Annotated in this window: 15 protein-coding genes; 8 read left to right on the top strand and 7 right to left on the bottom strand. The window is 64.7% G+C overall.

The window, feature by feature from the left end:
* Window positions 1-30 precede the first annotated feature (30 nt).
* The 3 genes from ubiB to ubiE are packed head-to-tail and all read right to left on the bottom strand — an operon-like array spanning window position 31 to window position 3,022.
* On the bottom strand, window positions 31-1,638 hold the full coding sequence (gene ubiB, locus FB481_RS19050) for a ubiquinone biosynthesis regulatory protein kinase UbiB (RefSeq protein ID WP_147177378.1): 1,608 nt from the start codon (window positions 1,636-1,638) through the stop codon (window positions 31-33).
* Window positions 1,635-2,252: an SCP2 domain-containing protein gene (locus FB481_RS19045; protein WP_093507532.1), complete on the bottom strand. Its 618-nt coding sequence runs from the start codon at window positions 2,250-2,252 to the stop codon at window positions 1,635-1,637. The genes ubiB and FB481_RS19045 overlap by 4 nt, the downstream gene beginning before the upstream one ends.
* A complete protein-coding gene (ubiE, locus tag FB481_RS19040) occupies window positions 2,252-3,022 on the bottom strand; it encodes a bifunctional demethylmenaquinone methyltransferase/2-methoxy-6-polyprenyl-1,4-benzoquinol methylase UbiE (RefSeq protein ID WP_147177377.1) in 771 nt (256 codons plus the stop codon). Before ubiE ends, FB481_RS19045 begins: the two co-directional genes overlap by 1 nt.
* Before the next feature lie 316 nt (window positions 3,023-3,338).
* Between ubiE and FB481_RS19035 the strand changes: the two genes are divergently transcribed.
* The gene (locus FB481_RS19035; protein ID WP_147177376.1) at window positions 3,339-3,617 is read left to right on the top strand and encodes a polyhydroxyalkanoic acid system family protein; all 279 of its coding nucleotides are present in this window, start codon (window positions 3,339-3,341) and stop codon (window positions 3,615-3,617) included.
* 68 nt (window positions 3,618-3,685) lie between these two features.
* On the opposite strand, the gene FB481_RS19030 is transcribed toward FB481_RS19035, so the two are convergent.
* Entirely contained in the window at window positions 3,686-4,138 is a 453-nt protein-coding gene (locus FB481_RS19030; protein ID WP_147177375.1) for a TIGR02444 family protein, read from the bottom strand.
* 49 nt (window positions 4,139-4,187) lie between these two features.
* On the opposite strand from FB481_RS19030, the gene abc-f reads away from it, so the two are divergent.
* The 4 genes from abc-f to FB481_RS19010 all read left to right on the top strand — a co-directional run bounded on the left by abc-f (window position 4,188) and on the right by FB481_RS19010 (window position 7,901).
* On the top strand, window positions 4,188-6,101 hold the full coding sequence (gene abc-f, locus FB481_RS19025) for a ribosomal protection-like ABC-F family protein (protein ID WP_147177374.1): 1,914 nt from the start codon (window positions 4,188-4,190) through the stop codon (window positions 6,099-6,101).
* A 50-nt stretch (window positions 6,102-6,151) separates the two neighbouring features.
* Complete coding sequence (locus FB481_RS19020) at window positions 6,152-6,685, top strand: mechanosensitive ion channel family protein (protein ID WP_111542222.1); 534 nt, start codon at window positions 6,152-6,154, stop codon at window positions 6,683-6,685.
* 131 nt (window positions 6,686-6,816) lie between these two features.
* Complete coding sequence (gene rhtB, locus FB481_RS19015) at window positions 6,817-7,446, top strand: homoserine/homoserine lactone efflux protein (RefSeq protein WP_027904350.1); 630 nt, start codon at window positions 6,817-6,819, stop codon at window positions 7,444-7,446.
* 2 nt (window positions 7,447-7,448) lie between these two features.
* Entirely contained in the window at window positions 7,449-7,901 is a 453-nt protein-coding gene (locus tag FB481_RS19010) for a YaiI/YqxD family protein (protein WP_147177373.1), read from the top strand.
* A 239-nt stretch (window positions 7,902-8,140) separates the two neighbouring features.
* On the opposite strand, the gene elbB is transcribed toward FB481_RS19010, so the two are convergent.
* Window positions 8,141-8,800: an isoprenoid biosynthesis glyoxalase ElbB gene (gene elbB, locus FB481_RS19005; protein ID WP_147177372.1), complete on the bottom strand. Its 660-nt coding sequence runs from the start codon at window positions 8,798-8,800 to the stop codon at window positions 8,141-8,143.
* A 142-nt stretch (window positions 8,801-8,942) separates the two neighbouring features.
* Window positions 8,943-9,494: a DedA family protein gene (locus tag FB481_RS19000; protein WP_147177371.1), complete on the bottom strand. Its 552-nt coding sequence runs from the start codon at window positions 9,492-9,494 to the stop codon at window positions 8,943-8,945.
* A gap of 252 nt (window positions 9,495-9,746) precedes the next feature.
* Between FB481_RS19000 and hemB the strand changes: the two genes are divergently transcribed.
* Window positions 9,747-10,760, top strand: coding sequence for a porphobilinogen synthase (gene hemB, locus FB481_RS18995; RefSeq protein ID WP_093506272.1), 1,014 nt, complete (start codon window positions 9,747-9,749; stop codon window positions 10,758-10,760).
* 18 nt (window positions 10,761-10,778) lie between these two features.
* The gene (gene ppk1 / locus FB481_RS18990; protein WP_147177370.1) at window positions 10,779-12,992 is read left to right on the top strand and encodes a polyphosphate kinase 1; all 2,214 of its coding nucleotides are present in this window, start codon (window positions 10,779-10,781) and stop codon (window positions 12,990-12,992) included.
* Between the two features lie 55 nt (window positions 12,993-13,047).
* Here ppk1 and FB481_RS18985 read toward each other — a convergent pair whose 3' ends face one another.
* Window positions 13,048-14,847, bottom strand: a complete 1,800-nt coding sequence (locus FB481_RS18985) for an acyl-CoA dehydrogenase (RefSeq protein ID WP_147177369.1) — start codon at window positions 14,845-14,847, stop codon at window positions 13,048-13,050.
* Window positions 14,848-15,007: 160 nt separating this feature from the next.
* Here FB481_RS18985 and FB481_RS18980 point away from each other — a divergent pair, with 160 nt between their 5' ends.
* Window positions 15,008-15,853, top strand: a complete 846-nt coding sequence (locus FB481_RS18980) for a 23S rRNA (adenine(2030)-N(6))-methyltransferase RlmJ (RefSeq protein ID WP_093506278.1) — start codon at window positions 15,008-15,010, stop codon at window positions 15,851-15,853.
* The last annotated feature ends 149 nt before the right edge of the window (window positions 15,854-16,002 follow it).

Raw genomic sequence — 16,002 nt, 5'->3', positions numbered from 1 at the left:
GCCAAGTGTGCCAGCCGCTGTACGGGCTGGCTATCGGCGCAGTATCAGGTACAGGCCGCTGGCGCTCATCAGCCAGGCCGGCCAGGCAGTGGCCGGTTCGCTGAGGTTGCCCAGACCAAGGGCCGTCACCACGCCGCCGCCGATCAGCGCTGCGCCGATCAGTCGCACCGCCCAGCCGTCACGTTCGCGCCAGGGCGGCGGTGGATCGTTGGCGTGAGGTTGGGCCATGCGCTCAAGCAGGCTGCGGGTCATGTTAGCCAAGTGCGGTAGCTGCTCGACCTGGCTTTGCAGGTTGTGCATCACGTTGCGTGGGCTGACGCGCTCGCGCATCCAGCGCTCCAGGAACGGCTGGGCGGTGGTCCACAGGTCCAGATCGGGGTACAGCTGACGACCCAGGCCTTCGATGTTCAGCAGGGTTTTCTGCAAGAGCACCAGCTGTGGCTGGATTTCCATGTTGAAGCGCCGCGCCGTCTGAAACAGGCGCATCAGCAGCAGGCCGAAGGAAATGTCCTTCAGCGGGCGCTCGAAGATCGGCTCGCAAACGGTGCGGATCGCCGCCTCGAAATCGTTGACGTGGGTTTCCTGCGGCACCCATCCAGAGTCGATGTGCAGCTGCGCGACCTTGCGGTAATCGCGCTTGAAGAAGGCCACCAGGTTGCGCGCCAGGTAGTCCTGATCTTCAGGCGTCAGGCTGCCGATGATGCCGCAGTCGATGGCGATGTACTGCGGGTTCCACGGCGTGCGGGTGCTGACGAAAATGTTGCCGGGGTGCATGTCGGCGTGGAAGAAGCTGTGGGTGAACACCTGGGTGAAGAAGATCTCCACACCGCGCTCGGCCAGCAGTTTCATGTCGGTGCGCTGGTCGGCGAGGGTTTCCATGTCGTTGACCTGAATGCCGTAGATGCGCTCCATCACCAGCACCTTGGGGCGGCACCAGTCCCAGTAAACCTGCGGCACGTAGAGCAGGCCGGAATCCTCGAAGTTGCGTCGCAGCTGGCTGGCGTTGGCGGCCTCGCGCAGCAGGTCGAGCTCGTCGTAGATGGTCTTTTCGTAGTCGCTGACCACATCGACCGGGTGCAGGCGGCGGGCTTCGGCGGAAGCGCGTTCGGCGATCTTGGCGAGCAGGAACAGCCAGGCCATATCAGCCTTGATGATTGGCTTGAGGCCGGGGCGCACCACCTTGACCACCACGTCCTCGCCGCTTTTCAGCTGCGCCGCGTGCACCTGGGCTACTGAGGCCGAGGCCAGTGGTTCGGTGTCGAAGCGGGCGAACGCCACGCTCACCTGCACGCCGAGCTGCTCCTCGATCAGGGCCAGCGACTTGGCCGGGTCGAATGGCGGTACGCGATCCTGCAGGTGCGCCAGTTCGTCAGCGATGTCAGGCGGCAGCAGGTCGCGGCGGGTGGACAGCAACTGGCCGAACTTGATGAAGATCGGCCCCAGTTCCTCCAGCGCCAGGCGCAGGCTCTCGCCGCGGCTCAGAGAAGACTTGCGTCGCGGTACCCAGCGCCACGGCAGCAGGAAGCGCGGTGCGCGCAGCCAGAACGGCAACGGCAGGGCGAACAGCAGGTCATCGAGGCGGTAGCGGATGACCACGTAGAGGATGCGCAACAGACGACGAACGGCAAGCAGCTTCATGCGATGGGCTTATGGCGTTGGGCGAGGCGCTCAATGCGCGCATCGAGACGGTCGAGGGAAAGTTTCAGGTCATCGAGTTCGGCAAAGCGGGCGTCGGCCTCGCGGCGGCCGACCAGGGTGCGCGATTCTTCGCTGAGGTAGTCGGCCAGGCTCAGTTGCAGGCTGTGCAGGTTTTCCCGCGTCCAGCCCGCGCGGCTGCGCAGGTGCCCGGCCAGCAGCGCCGTGGGCACCGGGCCGAGCCAACGCGACAGCTCGTATTCCCAGTCCAGGTCCAGGTCCTGCAGCACGCCGGCCAGCTCCATCAGCGCGCCACTGTCGCCATCGAGTTCGACCTCGGGCTCGTGCAGCACCGCCTGCTTGTCCCGGGCCAGGGCCAGGCGCAGCAGGGCGCTGGCGGGGGCACGCAGGGTGCAGTCGACCGCGCCGGCCCATTGCCCGGCCAGGCGCAGCCCCTGGCCGTCGGCGAGAATGAACATCTGCAGCGACGGCGACTGGGACTGCACCGCGATCACCCGGCCATTGAGCCTGGCCAGGCGCGGCAGGGCGGTGCTGTCCAGCTCGAGAACGCGGTTGAGGCCGCGCTCGACGGCCGCCAGCAGAGCCTGGGTGAGCATCAGGGCTTGATACCGCGGTGCAGGGCGACGATGCCGCCGGTCATGTTGTGGTAGGTCACGCGGTCGAAACCGGCGTCCAGCATCATCGCCTTGAGGGTGTCCTGGTCCGGGTGCATGCGGATCGACTCGGCCAGGTAGCGGTAGCTGTCGGCGTCGTTGGTGACCAGCTTGCCCACCAGCGGCATGAAGTTGAACGAATAGGTGTCGTAGACCTTGGACAGCAGGCTGCTCTTGGGCTTGGAGAACTCCAGCACCAGCAGGCGGCCGCCCGGCTTGAGCACGCGCAGCATGGAGGCGATGGCCGCGTCCTTGTGGGTGACGTTGCGCAGGCCGAAGGCGATGGTCACGCAGTCGAAATGATTGTCCGGGAAGGGCAGCTTCTCGGCATCGGCCTGCACGAAGGAGATGTTGCCGGACACGCCGCGGTCGAGCAGGCGGTCGCGGCCCACCTTGAGCATCGAGGCGTTGATGTCCGCCAGCACCACTTCGCCGGTCTCACCGACGATGCGCGAGAACTGGCGGGCCAGGTCGCCGGTGCCGCCGGCGATGTCGAGTACCCGATTGCCGCTGCGTACACCGGACAGCTCGAGGGTGAAGCGCTTCCACAGGCGGTGCATGCCGCCGGAGAGCAGGTCGTTCATCAGGTCGTACTTGGCGGCCACCGAATGGAACACCTCGGCGACCTTTTCCGCCTTGCGGCTTTCCGGAACGTCCTGGAAACCGAAGTGGGTGGTGGGTTCGCTGCTGTCGTTCTTGCGCGGATCGTTCATGTGGCCCTTTTCCTGAAGTCCGGTAGGCGTTGGCATCTGCTCAGTGTGCGGGCGTGGAGCCCGGCATGGCGTGATCGTGATCATGAGACAGCGCCGGGCGCGTCTCATCAGTGAGTCAGACAAGCGAAAAGGCGAGTTTACCGAGGTAAATAAGCGTTTCCATCGAGTTGCTGATCCACGGCCCGTTCAACCCCTGTACAGCGCCGAGTGGCGGCATTCTAAACCCAAAAGCCGGGCGCCGGCTGCACGCGTGGTAGTGGGCCGGCGGGCGCTTCTTGTATATTGCCCCGCCCGCGTTTTCAGTCAGGAGAGCCAGATGGCCAAAATCACCGTCGACCGCCCCCACAATCTGGGCATCGAGGCCGCCCGTGGCAAGGCTGAAAAGCTCGCCGAACGCCTGGCCCGCGAGTACGACGTGCGCTACCAGTGGAAGGGCGACACCCTGGAATTCAAACGCAGCGGCGCCGACGGCTGGCTCGCCGTCAGCGAAGACCGCGTGCAGCTGCAACTCAACCTCGGCCTGCTGCTGTCGGTGATGAGCGGCAAGATCAAGAGCGAGATCGAGGAAGTGCTGGATAAGGAATTGGTGGCCTGAGTACGGGTCGCCCCGTAGCCTGTGGTTGAGCGCAGCGATACCCAGGTGATCCCGCCGTGATTAGAATCTCAGAGCAGGCTGGCGCTACGCAGCCCCGCACATGCCTCGGCATGCCCTGCTGGTGAAAAAGCCTCCAGCCACCGCCGATCTTTTTCACTCGACTGCTGACTCCACCACTCGGCCTGCGCCTGCAACCGTTCCAGCAGCTCCCGCTCCGCTTCCAGTTCCAACTGCTTAACCCGCTCGCGCAGGCCGCTCAGTGCCGAGTTCTGGCCAGCCGCTTCGCGCCAACGCTGGCGCAATGCCCTCAGCGGTTTCACCACCTCTTGCTGCCAGGGATCGGCGATGCGCCGCAGCTGCGCTTCGCGCTCCGCGTCATGGGCCACACCTCGGCTGTCCAGCCACAGGCCGCAGAGCAGCAGGCAGACGTCTGCGCCGGCGGCCTGGAGTTCCAGGCAGGCGGCCTCGACGCCTGGGCGGGCGTAGAGGGTGGTGGCGAAGGTCCACAGGTCAGGGCTCATGCGTGCTCCGAGTATGCGGCGGGGGACTCTGGTAGAATCCGCCGCCATTATGATCCGACTCCAGAATCTTACCTTACAGCGTGGCCCTCAGCGTTTGCTCGAGAACGCCGAGCTGACCCTGCACGCCGGCCACAAGGCCGGTCTGATCGGTGCCAATGGCGCCGGCAAGTCCAGCCTGTTCGCGCTGCTGCGCGGCGAGTTGACGCCTGATTCCGGCGATTGCCTGCTGCCCGGCGATTGGCGCATCGCCCATATGCGCCAGGAGGTCGACACCCTCGACCGTCTGGCCGTGGACTATGTGCTCGATGGCGACCACAACCTGCGGCGCGTGCAGCGTGAGCTGGCCGCGGCCGAGCAGGGCCATGACGGCGCCGCCATCGCCCGCCTGCACAGCGAGCTGGACAGCGCCGACGGCTACACGGCAGATGCCCGGGCGCGCAAGTTGCTGGCCGGCCTGGGTTTCGACAATGCGCAGATGGATCGCCGCGTCGGCGATTTCTCCGGTGGCTGGCGCATGCGCCTGAACCTGGCCCAGGCGCTGATGTGCCCGTCCGACCTGCTGCTGCTCGACGAGCCGACCAACCACCTGGATCTGGATGCCATTCTCTGGCTCGAAGGCTGGCTGCAAAGCTACCCCGGCACCTTGCTGCTGATTTCCCACGACCGGGACTTCCTCGATGCGGTGGTCGATCACGTCGCCCATGTCGAGCAGCGCAAGCTGACCCTGTACCGCGGCGGCTACTCGGCCTTCGAGCGCACCCGCGCCGAGCGCCTGGCCCAGCAGCAGCAGGCGTACGAGAAGCAGCAGGCGCAGCGCGCGCACATGGAAAAGTACATCGCCCGCTTCAAGGCCCAGGCCACCAAGGCTCGTCAGGCGCAGAGCCGCATCAAGGCCCTGGAACGTATGGAAGAGCTGAGCGCGGCCCACGTCGACTCGCCCTTCGATTTCGTGTTCCGCGAGGCCGACAAGATCTCCACGCCGCTGCTCAGCCTCAGCGAAGGGCGCCTGGGTTATGGCGACAAGACCATCCTGCAGCAGGTCAAACTGAGCCTGGTGCCGGGCGCGCGCATTGGCCTGCTTGGCCCCAACGGCGCGGGCAAGTCGACGCTGATCAAGAATCTCTCGGCCGAGCTGCAGCCACTGAGCGGCAGCCTGACCCGCGGCGAAAACCTGGTGATCGGCTATTTCGCTCAGCACCAGCTCGATGCCCTGGACGACAAGGCCAGCCCGCTCTTGCACCTGCAGCGCATCGCGCCGACCGAGCGTGAGCAGACGCTGCGCGACTTCCTCGGTGGTTTCGATTTTCGCGGTGCGCGCTGCGACGAGCCGGTGGTGAATTTCTCCGGTGGCGAGAAGGCCCGCCTGGCCCTGGCATTGATCGCCTGGGGCAAGCCCAACCTGCTGCTGCTCGATGAGCCGACCAACCACCTCGACCTGGAAATGCGCCTGGCGCTGACCATGGCGCTGCAGGAGTTCGCTGGTGCCGTGGTGGTGGTGTCTCACGATCGTCATCTGCTCAAGAGCACCACCGACGAATTCCTGCTGGTGGCCGATGGCCGCGTGGCGCCGTTCGACGGTGATCTGGAGGATTACGCCCGCTGGCTGGTCGACTATCGCCAGCGTCAGGCTGCGCCGGTCGCCGCCGCATCGGCTGCCGGTGCCGGCAACGACAAGCGTGGCCAGCGCCAGGCCGCCGCGGCCCTGCGTCAGCAACTGGCGCCGCACAAGAAGGCCGCCGACAAGCTCGAAGCCGAGCTCGGCCAGGTGCAGGCCAAGCTCGCGGCGCTGGAAGAACGTCTGGGCGACAGCGGGATCTACGAAGCCGCTCGCAAGGACGAGCTGCGCCAGGCCCTGGCCGAACAGGCACAGCTCAAAACGCGCGAGGCCGAACTGGAGGAGGGCTGGCTCGAAGCCCTGGAAACCCTCGAAGCATTGCAACGTGAACTGGAGGCCGTGGTTTGAACCTGGAGCTGATCGATTGGGCCTGGCTGGTGTCCTGGAGCCAGCCGCTGATGCGCGCCGGCCAGGTGCTGCTGATCCTCATCCTGGCATGGGTTGCTCAGCGCATCCTCACCCGCGGTATCACCCGTCTGGGCCAGCGTTACCCGCAGTTGCCGCCGGAGCTGCTTATGCCGTTGCGCGGCCTGACCCGCTGGCTGATCCTCGGTAGCGCCATCATGCTGGTGCTCGAGCGCCTCGGCGTGTCCGCCCAGGTGCTGTGGGGCGCGCTGACCGGTTTCGTGGCGGTGGCGGCGATCGCCTTCTTCGCGATCTGGAGCGTGCTCTCCAACATGTTCTGCACGCTGCTGATCTTCGCCCTCGGGCCGTTTCGTATCGGTGATTGCGTGGAGGTGCTGGAAAGCGCCGACAAGCCCGGCGTGCGCGGTCGCGTGCTGGCCATCAATCTGTTCTACACCACCCTGGAAGACCTGACCGGCGATGCGCCGGGCACCTGGCTGCAGATTCCCAACAGCCTGTTCTTCCAGAAGGCGGTACGCCGCTGGCGCAACGGCGAGCTGCCGACGGCGCGCAAGATCGAGCCTTGATCGAGACTGTGCCACGGCACGCATTTGGGGTTGCGTGCGCCGCCTGTGAAATAGCGCCTGCAGCCCCTGCCGCGATTGCGGCAATTCAGGTAATTTCGACGTTTCGCTAATCCCTCACCGAGGTCGCCATCATGGCTCTGGAAACCTGGCTCGCTTTCTTCGTCGCCTGCTGGCTGATCAGCCTGTCGCCCGGTGCCGGTGCTATCGCCTCGATGTCGGCGGGGCTGCAATACGGCTTCTGGCGCGGTTACTGGAATGCCCTGGGCCTGCAACTGGGCCTGGCGCTGCAGATTGCCATCGTCGCGGCGGGCGTCGGCGCGGTGCTGGCCACCTCGGCCCTGGCGTTCAGCCTGATCAAATGGTTCGGCGTGGCCTATCTGGTCTACTTGGGCTGGCGCCAATGGAGTGCCGAGCCGGCGGACATGAACGTCGCGGGCGAGCGCCCCATCGGTCGGCCGCTGAGCCTGGTTCTGCGCGGCTTTCTGGTCAACTTCGGCAACCCCAAGGCCATCGTGTTCATGCTCGCGGTGCTGCCGCAGTTCATCAACCCCCATGCGCCGCTGACCGAGCAGTACCTGATCATCGGCGTGACCATGGTCACCGTCGACCTGATCGTCATGGCCGGCTATACCGGCCTGGCCGTGCGGGTGCTGCGTCTGCTGCGCACGCCGCGTCAGCAGCGCATCATGAATCGCAGCTTTGGTGCGCTGTTCGTAGGTGCCGCTGCCCTGTTGGCCACTGTCCGCCGCGCACCGCTCTGAACATGCGTGTCTGGATCGACGCCGACGCCTGCCCGCGGCTGGCCCGCGATCAGGTGGTCAAGTTCGCCCTCAAGCGTAGTTTCGAGGTGGTGCTGGTCGCTGGCCAGGCTGTGGCGCGGCCCAACTTCGCCTGCGTGAAGCTGATCGTGGTGCCGAGCGGCCCCGACGCGGCGGACGATTACCTGGTAGAGCACGCCGTGCCCGGCGAACTGGTGATCTGCAGTGACGTGCCGCTGGCCGACCGCCTGGTCAAGAAGGGCGTGCTGGCACTGGATCCCCGTGGGCGCGAGTTCGACGAACGCAACATGGGCGAGCGCCTGGCGGTGCGTAACCTGTTCACCGACCTGCGTGAGCAGGGGCAGGTCGGTGGTGGCCAGGCGGCCTATGGCGACAAGGATCGCCAGGCGTTCGCCAACTCGCTGGATCGCTTGCTGACGCGTTTGGCGCGGGGTTGAGCCTGACCTCGTAGCCTGGGTTGAGCGTAGCGATACCCGGGAGAAGCAGGCTATTGAGCGATGTGCTCGTTGATGGGCTGCGCCCATCCTACGGACATGATCGACCGATGTAGGAACGGGCGGGACGTCCCAGTCCATGCCCGTGACGTCGCGCGCATGGCGCGCTCCCACATTGACTTGAGATCGCGCGCCTTAGGCGATTAGCCGAAGCGAATCAGTCCCCAGGATGGGGCGGTCTGTCACTCGTGAGTCAGCTCCAGCACCCGGTCGACCAGCTTGTTGATGCCCGAAGCCGCTTCGGCGATGGAGTTGGCGAGCATGTAGGCCGGGGTGGTGACCAGCTTGCGCTCGGTGTCCTCGACGATGTCCTCGACATGACACTCGACGTGTCCGGCGCCCATCTTGCCAAGTGCTGCGGCGGTGTCGGTGTCGTTGCCGATGGTGCAGGTCACGCCGGCGCCAAAGATGCGCGCGGCCATGGCCGGGGCGATGCACATCAGGCCGATGGGTTTGGCGGCGCTTACGAAGGATTGCGCGGCGGCCAGTACATCGGGCTGCACGCTGCAGTCGGCGCCCTTGCTGGCGAAATCGCTGAGGTTCTTGGCGGCGCCGAAGCCGCCCGGGATGATCAGCGCATCGAAGTTGTCGGCACGCAGTTCGCGTACGTCCTTGACGTTGCCGCGGGCGATGCGGGCCGACTCCACCAGCACGTTGCGGGCGGGCTGCATTTCCTCGCCCTTGAGGTGGTTGATCACGTGGGCCTGATCGATATCTGGCGCAAAGCACTGCACCTGGGCACCGCGCTGATCGAGGCGCAGCAGGGTGATGACGCTTTCGTGGATCTCCGCGCCGTCGTAGACGCCGCAACCGGAAAGGATCACTGCAACTTTCTTGTTCATCGACCAACTCCTGATGAAGGGCCAGCACTGCGTCGAATGCAGCGCTCGCTTGAGAAAAACCTGCCTGAAGATATGACTGGGCAGTCGTGAGATTGTTACAGCCTTTTGAACGCCCGCGCCGCGTTCGTCAAGCTGGCGCTGACTAGCCTTCGTGCTGTCTGCGCCGGTACAGCCAGACGCCCAGGCCGATCACCAGCAGGGCGCCAAACAGATAGGCCTGGATCTCGTGCAGTTCGCCGAGCAGGCCTTCCAGTGCGCGGCCGAGCTTGTAGGCCAGGGTGCCGAGTGCGATGGCCCAGATGGCCGCACCAATGGCGTCGAGAATCACGTAGCGGCGTCGCGGGTAACCGGAAATGCCAATGGCCAGTGGCATCACCGTGCGCATGCCATAGAAGAAGCGAAAGCCCAGCACCCACAGGTCAGGGTGGCGGCGCAGGTACACCAGGGCCTTGTCGCTCAGCGCCTGCCACTTGGGCTTGCGTTCGAGAATGCGGCGGCCGTGACGGCGGCCCAGGTGGAACCACAGCTGGTCGCTGGCGTAGGTACCGATGAAGGCGAACAGCATCACCAGCTCGATCTGCAGGATGCCGCGCAGCGCCAGGTAGGCCGCCAGCAACAGCGACATTTCGCCTTCAAGGAAGGTGCCCAACGCGAGGGCCGGGTAACCGAAGTGCTGCAGCAGATTTTCCAGCATGTAGAGATGACCGTCGCAAATGGGTTGGCAAGGCTACGCCGTTCGACACTCTAAAACAGCATTTGTCGAAAACCCGTGAAATATCCCGAGCGCCGGCGCTAGCGGCTGATTTTGCGAGCTTTTGCGCGCCGGGATGTGCCTTACTGGCTGCGACGCACCGTCGCAGTATTCGTTGTGCTCGTCATCATTTAGTCATAATGGCGGCTTATAACTGTCACACTTCGCCCGTTCGAGCGGGCCCAGGAGTCTGCCGTGAGCTTTACCCCCGCCAACCGCCTGTTCCCTGCCACCCGCCTGCGTCGCAATCGTCGCGACGACTTCTCCCGGCGTCTGGTGCGCGAGAACGTGCTGACCACCAACGATCTGATCCTGCCGGTATTCGTGCTCGATGGTGAGAATCAGCGTGAGGCGGTGACGTCCATGCCGGGCGTCGAGCGGCTGTCAATCGACTTGCTGCTGCAGGAAGCGGAAAAGTGGGTGGCGCTGGGCATTCCGGCGTTGGCGCTGTTCCCGGTCACCCCGGCGGAAAAGAAAACTCTCGACGGTCGTGAAGCCTGGAACCCGGACGGCATCGCCCAGCGCGCCACCCGTGCGCTGCGTGAGCGCTTCCCCGAACTGGGGGTGATCACCGACGTGGCGCTGGACCCGTTCACCACCCATGGCCAGGACGGCATTCTCGACGAAGACGGTTACGTACAGAACGACATCACCGTCGATGCGCTGGTCAAGCAGGCGCTGTCCCATGCCGAAGCCGGCGCTCAGGTCGTCGCGCCGTCGGACATGATGGACGGGCGCGTCCAGGCGATCCGCGAAGCACTGGAACTGGCCGATCACGTCAACGTGCGGATCATGGCCTACTCTGCCAAGTACGCCAGCGCCTACTACGGCCCGTTCCGCGATGCGGTGGGTTCGTCGCTGAACCTGGGCAAGGCCAACAAGGCTTCCTACCAGATGGACCCGGCCAACAGCGACGAGGCCCTGCACGAGGTGGCCAGCGACCTGGCCGAAGGCGCCGACATGGTCATGGTCAAGCCGGGCATGCCCTATCTGGATATCGTTTCCCGGGTCAAAAGCGAATTCAAGGTGCCGACCTTTGTCTACCAGGTCAGCGGCGAATACGCGATGCATATGGCCGCCATCCAGAATGGCTGGCTGAGCGAGGCGGTGATTCTCGAATCGCTGACCGCCTGCAAACGAGCGGGTGCCGATGGCATCCTCACCTACTTCGCCGTGCGTGCGGCCGAACTCTTACGACAGGGGCAATAAGCCCTCCAGGGTAATTCAATGAGCAACGAAGGACTCAGTGAGAACGAACAGCTCGACGTAGCGGCAGTCAGCCTGCCTGTGGTCGACGAAGCACCGGTGGAAACAGTCGTGGAAACACCTGTAGTCGAAGCCGCGGCAACGCCCGTGGTGGTGCCGAGCCTGGATGACAGTAGCCTGTACATCCACCGCGAGCTGTCGCAGCTGCAGTTCAACATCCGCGTGCTGGAACAGGCGCTGGACGAGTCCTACCCGTTGCTGGAACGCCTGAAGTTTCTGCTGATCTTCTCCAGCAACCTGGACGAGTTCTTCGAGATTCGTGTTGCCGGTTTGAAGAAGCAGATCAACTTCGCCCGTGAGCAGGCCGGTGCCGACGGCTTGCAGCCGCACCAGGCGCTCTCGCGCATTGCCGAACTGGTGCACGAGCAGGTCGGCCGCCAGTACGCCATCCTCAACGATGTGCTGTTTCCGGAGCTGGCCAAGCACGGCATCAACTTCATTCGCCGCCGTTACTGGACGACCAAGCACAAGACCTGGGTGCGCCGTTATTTCCGTGACGAGATCGCGCCGATCATCACCCCGATCGGCCTCGACCCGACGCACCCGTTCCCGCTGCTGGTCAACAAGAGCCTGAACTTCATCGTCGAGCTGGAAGGCGTCGACGCCTTTGGCCGCGACTCCGGTCTCGCTGTTATACCGGCTCCACGTCTGCTGCCGCGCATCATCAAGGTACCGGAAGAGGTGGGTGGCCCAGGTGCGAACTACGTGTTCCTGTCGTCGATGATCCACGCTCACGCTGACGACCTGTTCCCAGGCATGAAGGTCAAGGGCTGCTACCAGTTCCGCCTGACCCGTAACGCCGACCTGTCGGTGGATACCGAAGACGTCGAAGACCTGGCCCGCGCTCTGCGTGGCGAGCTGTTCAGCCGCCGTTACGGCGATGCCGTGCGCCTGGAAGTGGTCGATACCTGCCCGAAACACCTCACCGACCAGCTGCTCAAGCAGTTCGGCCTGTCGGAGCATGAGCTGTATCAGGTCAATGGTCCGGTCAACCTGACTCGCCTGTTCAGCATCACCGGCCTGGACAGCCACCCAGAGCTGCAGCACGCGCCGTTTACCCCGGTGATCCCCAAGCTGCTGCAGAACAGCGAGAACATCTTCAACGTGGTCAGCAAGCAGGACATTCTGCTGCTGCACCCCTTCGAGTCGTTCACGCCGGTCGTCGACCTGCTGCGTCAGGCGGCGAAAGACCCGCACGTGTTGGCGATCAAGCAGACCCTTTACCGCTCGGGCGCCAACTCGGAGATCGTCGATGCGCTGGTGGAAGCCGCGCGTAACGGCAAGGAAGTCACGGCGGTGATCGAACTGCGCGCCCGCTTCGACGAGGAGTCCAACCTGGCCCTGGCCAGCCGCCTGCAGGCAGCTGGTGCGGTGGTGATCTACGGCGTGGTGGGCTTCAAGACCCACTCGAAGATGATGCTGATCCTGCGCCGCGAGAACGGCGAGATCCGTCGTTACGCGCACCTGGGCACCGGTAACTACCACGCTGGTAACGCGCGGCTGTACACCGACTACAGCCTGCTGACCGCCGACGTGGCGCTGGGTGAGGACGTCTCCAAGCTGTTCAGCCAGTTGATCGGCATGGGCAAGACCCTGCGCATGAAGAAGCTGCTGCACGCGCCTTTCACCCTGAAGAAGACGCTGCTCGACCTGATCGCCAAGGAGACGGCGGCCGCAGCCGAGGGTAAGCCGGCGCACATCATCGCCAAGTTCAACTCGCTGACCGACGCCAAGATCATCCGCGCGCTGTACAAGGCCAGCCAGACCGGCGTGAAGATCGATCTGGTGGTGCGCGGCATGTGCTGCCTGCGTCCGGGCATTCCCGGCGTGTCGCACAACATTCAGGTGCGTTCGATCATCGGCCGCTTCCTGGAGCACACCCGCGTCTACTACTTCCTCAATGGCGGTGACGAGCTGATCTACCTCTCCAGCGCCGACTGGATGGAGCGCAACCTCGACAAGCGGGTGGAGACCTGTTTCCCGGTGGAGGGCAAGAAGCTCATCACGCGGGTCAAGAAGGAACTGGAGGCGTACCTCACCGACAACACCCACGCCTGGGTGCTGCAGCCCGATGGCCGCTACGTGCGGCTGTCGCCAACCGGCAACCAGAACTCGCGTAGCGCGCAAGCCAGCCTGCTGGAGAAGCTCAGCGCACCGGTGATCACCGCGCGCTGATCAGCTGGATAAGAAAACGGGCCCTCTGGGCCCGTTTTTTTTTATTTTGGCTAATTCAGAACCAGGCGTCCTGCATCGCCAGGCAGGTATCGTCGCGGCGCGCCAGAATATCCAGGTCGTGGTGGCAGCCTGGCACTTCGCGCAGCAGAAAGTAGCGCGCGGCCTGCAGCTTGCCGTCGTAGAAGTCAGCGTCCCCTCCTTTACCGGCCAGGCGGCCCTGTTCGGCGCGTACCGCCTGCTCCAGCCAGCGCCAGCCGAGCACCAGATGGCCGAAGGCTTTGAGGTACAGCGCCGAGTCGGCCAGCGCCGTATTGATGTGGCCCTGCTGCAAGTCGCCAAGTAGGCCTAGGGTGATTTCCGACAGGCGCTCCAGCAACGCCTGCAAGGCCTGGCGCAGGGCGTTCAGTTCGCTGAATGGCTCGGCACGCTGGCAGGTATCGAGAATCCGCTGGCGCAACGCCTGCAGGCCAGCGCCGCCATGCTGGCCAACCTTGCGGCCGAGCAGGTCGAGGGACTGGATACCGTGGGTGCCCTCATGGATCGGGTTGAGGCGGTTGTCGCGGTAGTACTGCTCCACCGGGTGGTCGCGGGTGTAGCCGTGGCCGCCTAGAATCTGGATCGCCAGGGCATTGGCCTGCAGGCAGTATTCGGACGGCCAGGATTTGGCGATCGGCGTGAGCAGGTCGAGCAATTGGGCGGCCTGTTCACGCTGGGCGGCGTCTTCGAGGGTCTGGCTGTCGTCGACCAGGCGCGCGCAGTACAGCACCAGGTCGAAACCACCCTCCACGTAGGCTTTCTGCGCCAACAGCATGCGGCGCACGTCGGCGTGCTCGATGATCGCCACCTGGCCGTCGGCCTGCTTGGCGTCGGGCAGGCGCCCCTGGGGGCGCTGGCGGGCGTAGTCGAGCGAATACAGGTAGCCGGCATAGCCGAGCATCACCGCGCCCATGCCGACGCCGATGCGCGCCTCGTTCATCATCTGGAACATATAGGCGAGCCCGGCGTGGGGCTTGCCGACCAGATAGCCTATGCAATTGCCATGATCGCCGAAATTCAGCGCCGTGGACGTGGTGCCGCGCCAGCCCATCTTGTGGAACAAGCCGGCCAGGGTGACGTCGTTGCGAGCGCCGAGGCTGCCATCGTCATTGACCAGAAACTTCGGCACGATGAACAGCGAAATACCCTTCACACCGGCCGGCGCGTCAGGCAGGCGAGCCAGCACCAGGTGAACGATGTTCTCGCTGAGGTCGTGGTCGCCGCCGGAAATGAAGATCTTGTTGCCCTTGAGACGGTAGCTGCCGTCGCTCGCTGGCTCGGCGCGGGTGCGGATGTCGGCCAGGGAAGAGCCGGCGTGGGGCTCGGTCAGCGCCATGGTGCCGAAGAAGCGCCCCTCGATGATCGGCTGCAGGAAGCGGCGCTTCTGTATGTCATCACCAAAGGCTTCGATCAGATTGGCGGCGGCCATGCTCAGCAGCGGGTAGGACGCCGTGGCGATGTTGGCCGCCTGAAAGTGCGCGAAGCACGCCTGGGAGAGCAAGTTGGGCAGCTGCATGCCGCCCAGCTCGAAATCCCGTGTGGCGTTGAGAAAGCCTGCCTGGTTGAAGGCCTGCAACGCCGGTTTTACCTCGGCGATCAGTTTGGCGCCGCCGTCGACGTACTGCGGCTCGTGCTCGTCGTTCTTGCGGTTGTGCGGGGCGAACAGGTTTTCGGCGATGCTGCGCGCGGTGCCCAGGGCGGCGTCGAAGGTTTCCCGGTTGTGCTCGCTAAAGCGCGGGCGTTGGCTGAGTGCTTCGGCGTCGAGCACTTCGTAGAGTTCGAACGCTAGGTTGCGGGCGCTGAGCAGGGTATCGGACATGGTGGTTCTCCGCTGGAATGAGGCCAGTCTAGGGGCCTTACCACGCCTCGCCAGCATCATCGAAAGCGGTGATACCCGGGGAGAAGTCGAACGGCGTCGGGCGGGCGCTGCGTCAGGCGCCCAGGCCAGCTACAATTCGTCCCCTGCTCAGGAGCCGACGATGAATTACCGCCACGCCTTCCATGCCGGCAACCACGCCGATGTGCTCAAACACCTGGTGCTCTGCCGCCTGTTCGCGCTGCTGGCGCGCAAGGACGCACCCTATGCCTACTTGGACAGCCACGCCGGCGTCGGCCTGTACGACCTGCAGGGCGATCAGGCCAGCCGCACCGGTGAATGGCGCGAAGGCATCGGCCGGCTCTGGGAGGCTACGGACGCGCCCGAGCCGTTGCTCGATTACCTGGAAGTGATTCGCGCGATGAACCCCGATGGCGTGCTGCGCCATTACCCAGGCTCGCCCGAGCTGGCTCGCCTGCAGACGCGCGAGCAGGACCGCTTGCACCTCAACGAAAAACACCCGGACGACGGCCAGGCGCTTAAAGAAAACATGGCCGGTGACCGCCGCGTTGCCGTGCATCTGGGCGAAGGCTGGCATCTGCCGCGGGCCTTGCTGCCGACTCGCGAGAAGCGTGCAGTGATGCTGATCGATCCGCCGTTCGAAAAGGCCGATGAGCTGGAGCGCTGCGTCACCGCCCTCAACGAGGCGATCGGGCGCATGCGCCAGACCATCGTGGCGATCTGGTACCCGATCAAGGACGAGCGCCAGCTCAAGCGTTTCTACCGGGACATGGAAAAGAGCGCCGCGCCGAAACTGCTGCGCGCCGAGCTGTTCGTCCATCCGGCCGACGAGGCCGGGCGCCTCAACGGCTCGGGCCTGCTGATCAGCAATCCGCCGTGGGGTTTGGAGGAGGAACTGCGTGCGCTGCTGCCATGGCTGGCCGAGCGCCTGGCGCAAAGCCAGGGCAGCTGGCGGCTGGACTGGCTGATCGCCGAGCAGCAGCCCTAGGAGCCTGTTCGCGATCTTTCAGCCTTTTGGCAGCTGAGTGGCAGAAGCGGATGGTGAATGCGTGCTTTTTGTAGGAGGGCTTTAGCCCCGAGCTCTTTACGCCCTCATAAAGCTCGGGGCTAAAGCCCCTCCTACGTTCTCACCCGCCG

The sequence above is a fragment of the Pseudomonas sp. AG1028 genome (assembly GCF_007993955.1).
Classification (GTDB): domain Bacteria; phylum Pseudomonadota; class Gammaproteobacteria; order Pseudomonadales; family Pseudomonadaceae; genus Aquipseudomonas; species Aquipseudomonas straminea.
This window is presented reverse-complemented; position numbering and strand designations above follow the sequence as displayed.

Coding starts and splice junctions, on each gene's coding strand:
- ubiE (WP_147177377.1), bottom strand. CDS start 3,022: ATGAACGATCCGCGCAAGAACGACAGCAGCGAACCCACCACCCACTTC.
- FB481_RS19030 (WP_147177375.1), bottom strand. CDS start 4,138: ATGAGCCCTGACCTGTGGACCTTCGCCACCACCCTCTACGCCCGCCCA.
- FB481_RS19010 (WP_147177373.1), top strand. CDS start 7,449: ATGCGTGTCTGGATCGACGCCGACGCCTGCCCGCGGCTGGCCCGCGAT.
- FB481_RS18985 (WP_147177369.1), bottom strand. CDS start 14,847: ATGTCCGATACCCTGCTCAGCGCCCGCAACCTAGCGTTCGAACTCTAC.
- rhtB (WP_027904350.1), top strand. CDS start 6,817: ATGGCTCTGGAAACCTGGCTCGCTTTCTTCGTCGCCTGCTGGCTGATC.
- FB481_RS19045 (WP_093507532.1), bottom strand. CDS start 2,252: ATGCTCACCCAGGCTCTGCTGGCGGCCGTCGAGCGCGGCCTCAACCGC.
- FB481_RS19020 (WP_111542222.1), top strand. CDS start 6,152: ATGCGCGCCGGCCAGGTGCTGCTGATCCTCATCCTGGCATGGGTTGCT.
- ppk1 (WP_147177370.1), top strand. CDS start 10,779: ATGAGCAACGAAGGACTCAGTGAGAACGAACAGCTCGACGTAGCGGCA.
- FB481_RS19035 (WP_147177376.1), top strand. CDS start 3,339: ATGGCCAAAATCACCGTCGACCGCCCCCACAATCTGGGCATCGAGGCC.
- abc-f (WP_147177374.1), top strand. CDS start 4,188: ATGATCCGACTCCAGAATCTTACCTTACAGCGTGGCCCTCAGCGTTTG.
- FB481_RS19000 (WP_147177371.1), bottom strand. CDS start 9,494: ATGCTGGAAAATCTGCTGCAGCACTTCGGTTACCCGGCCCTCGCGTTG.
- ubiB (WP_147177378.1), bottom strand. CDS start 1,638: ATGAAGCTGCTTGCCGTTCGTCGTCTGTTGCGCATCCTCTACGTGGTC.
- FB481_RS18980 (WP_093506278.1), top strand. CDS start 15,008: ATGAATTACCGCCACGCCTTCCATGCCGGCAACCACGCCGATGTGCTC.
- elbB (WP_147177372.1), bottom strand. CDS start 8,800: ATGAACAAGAAAGTTGCAGTGATCCTTTCCGGTTGCGGCGTCTACGAC.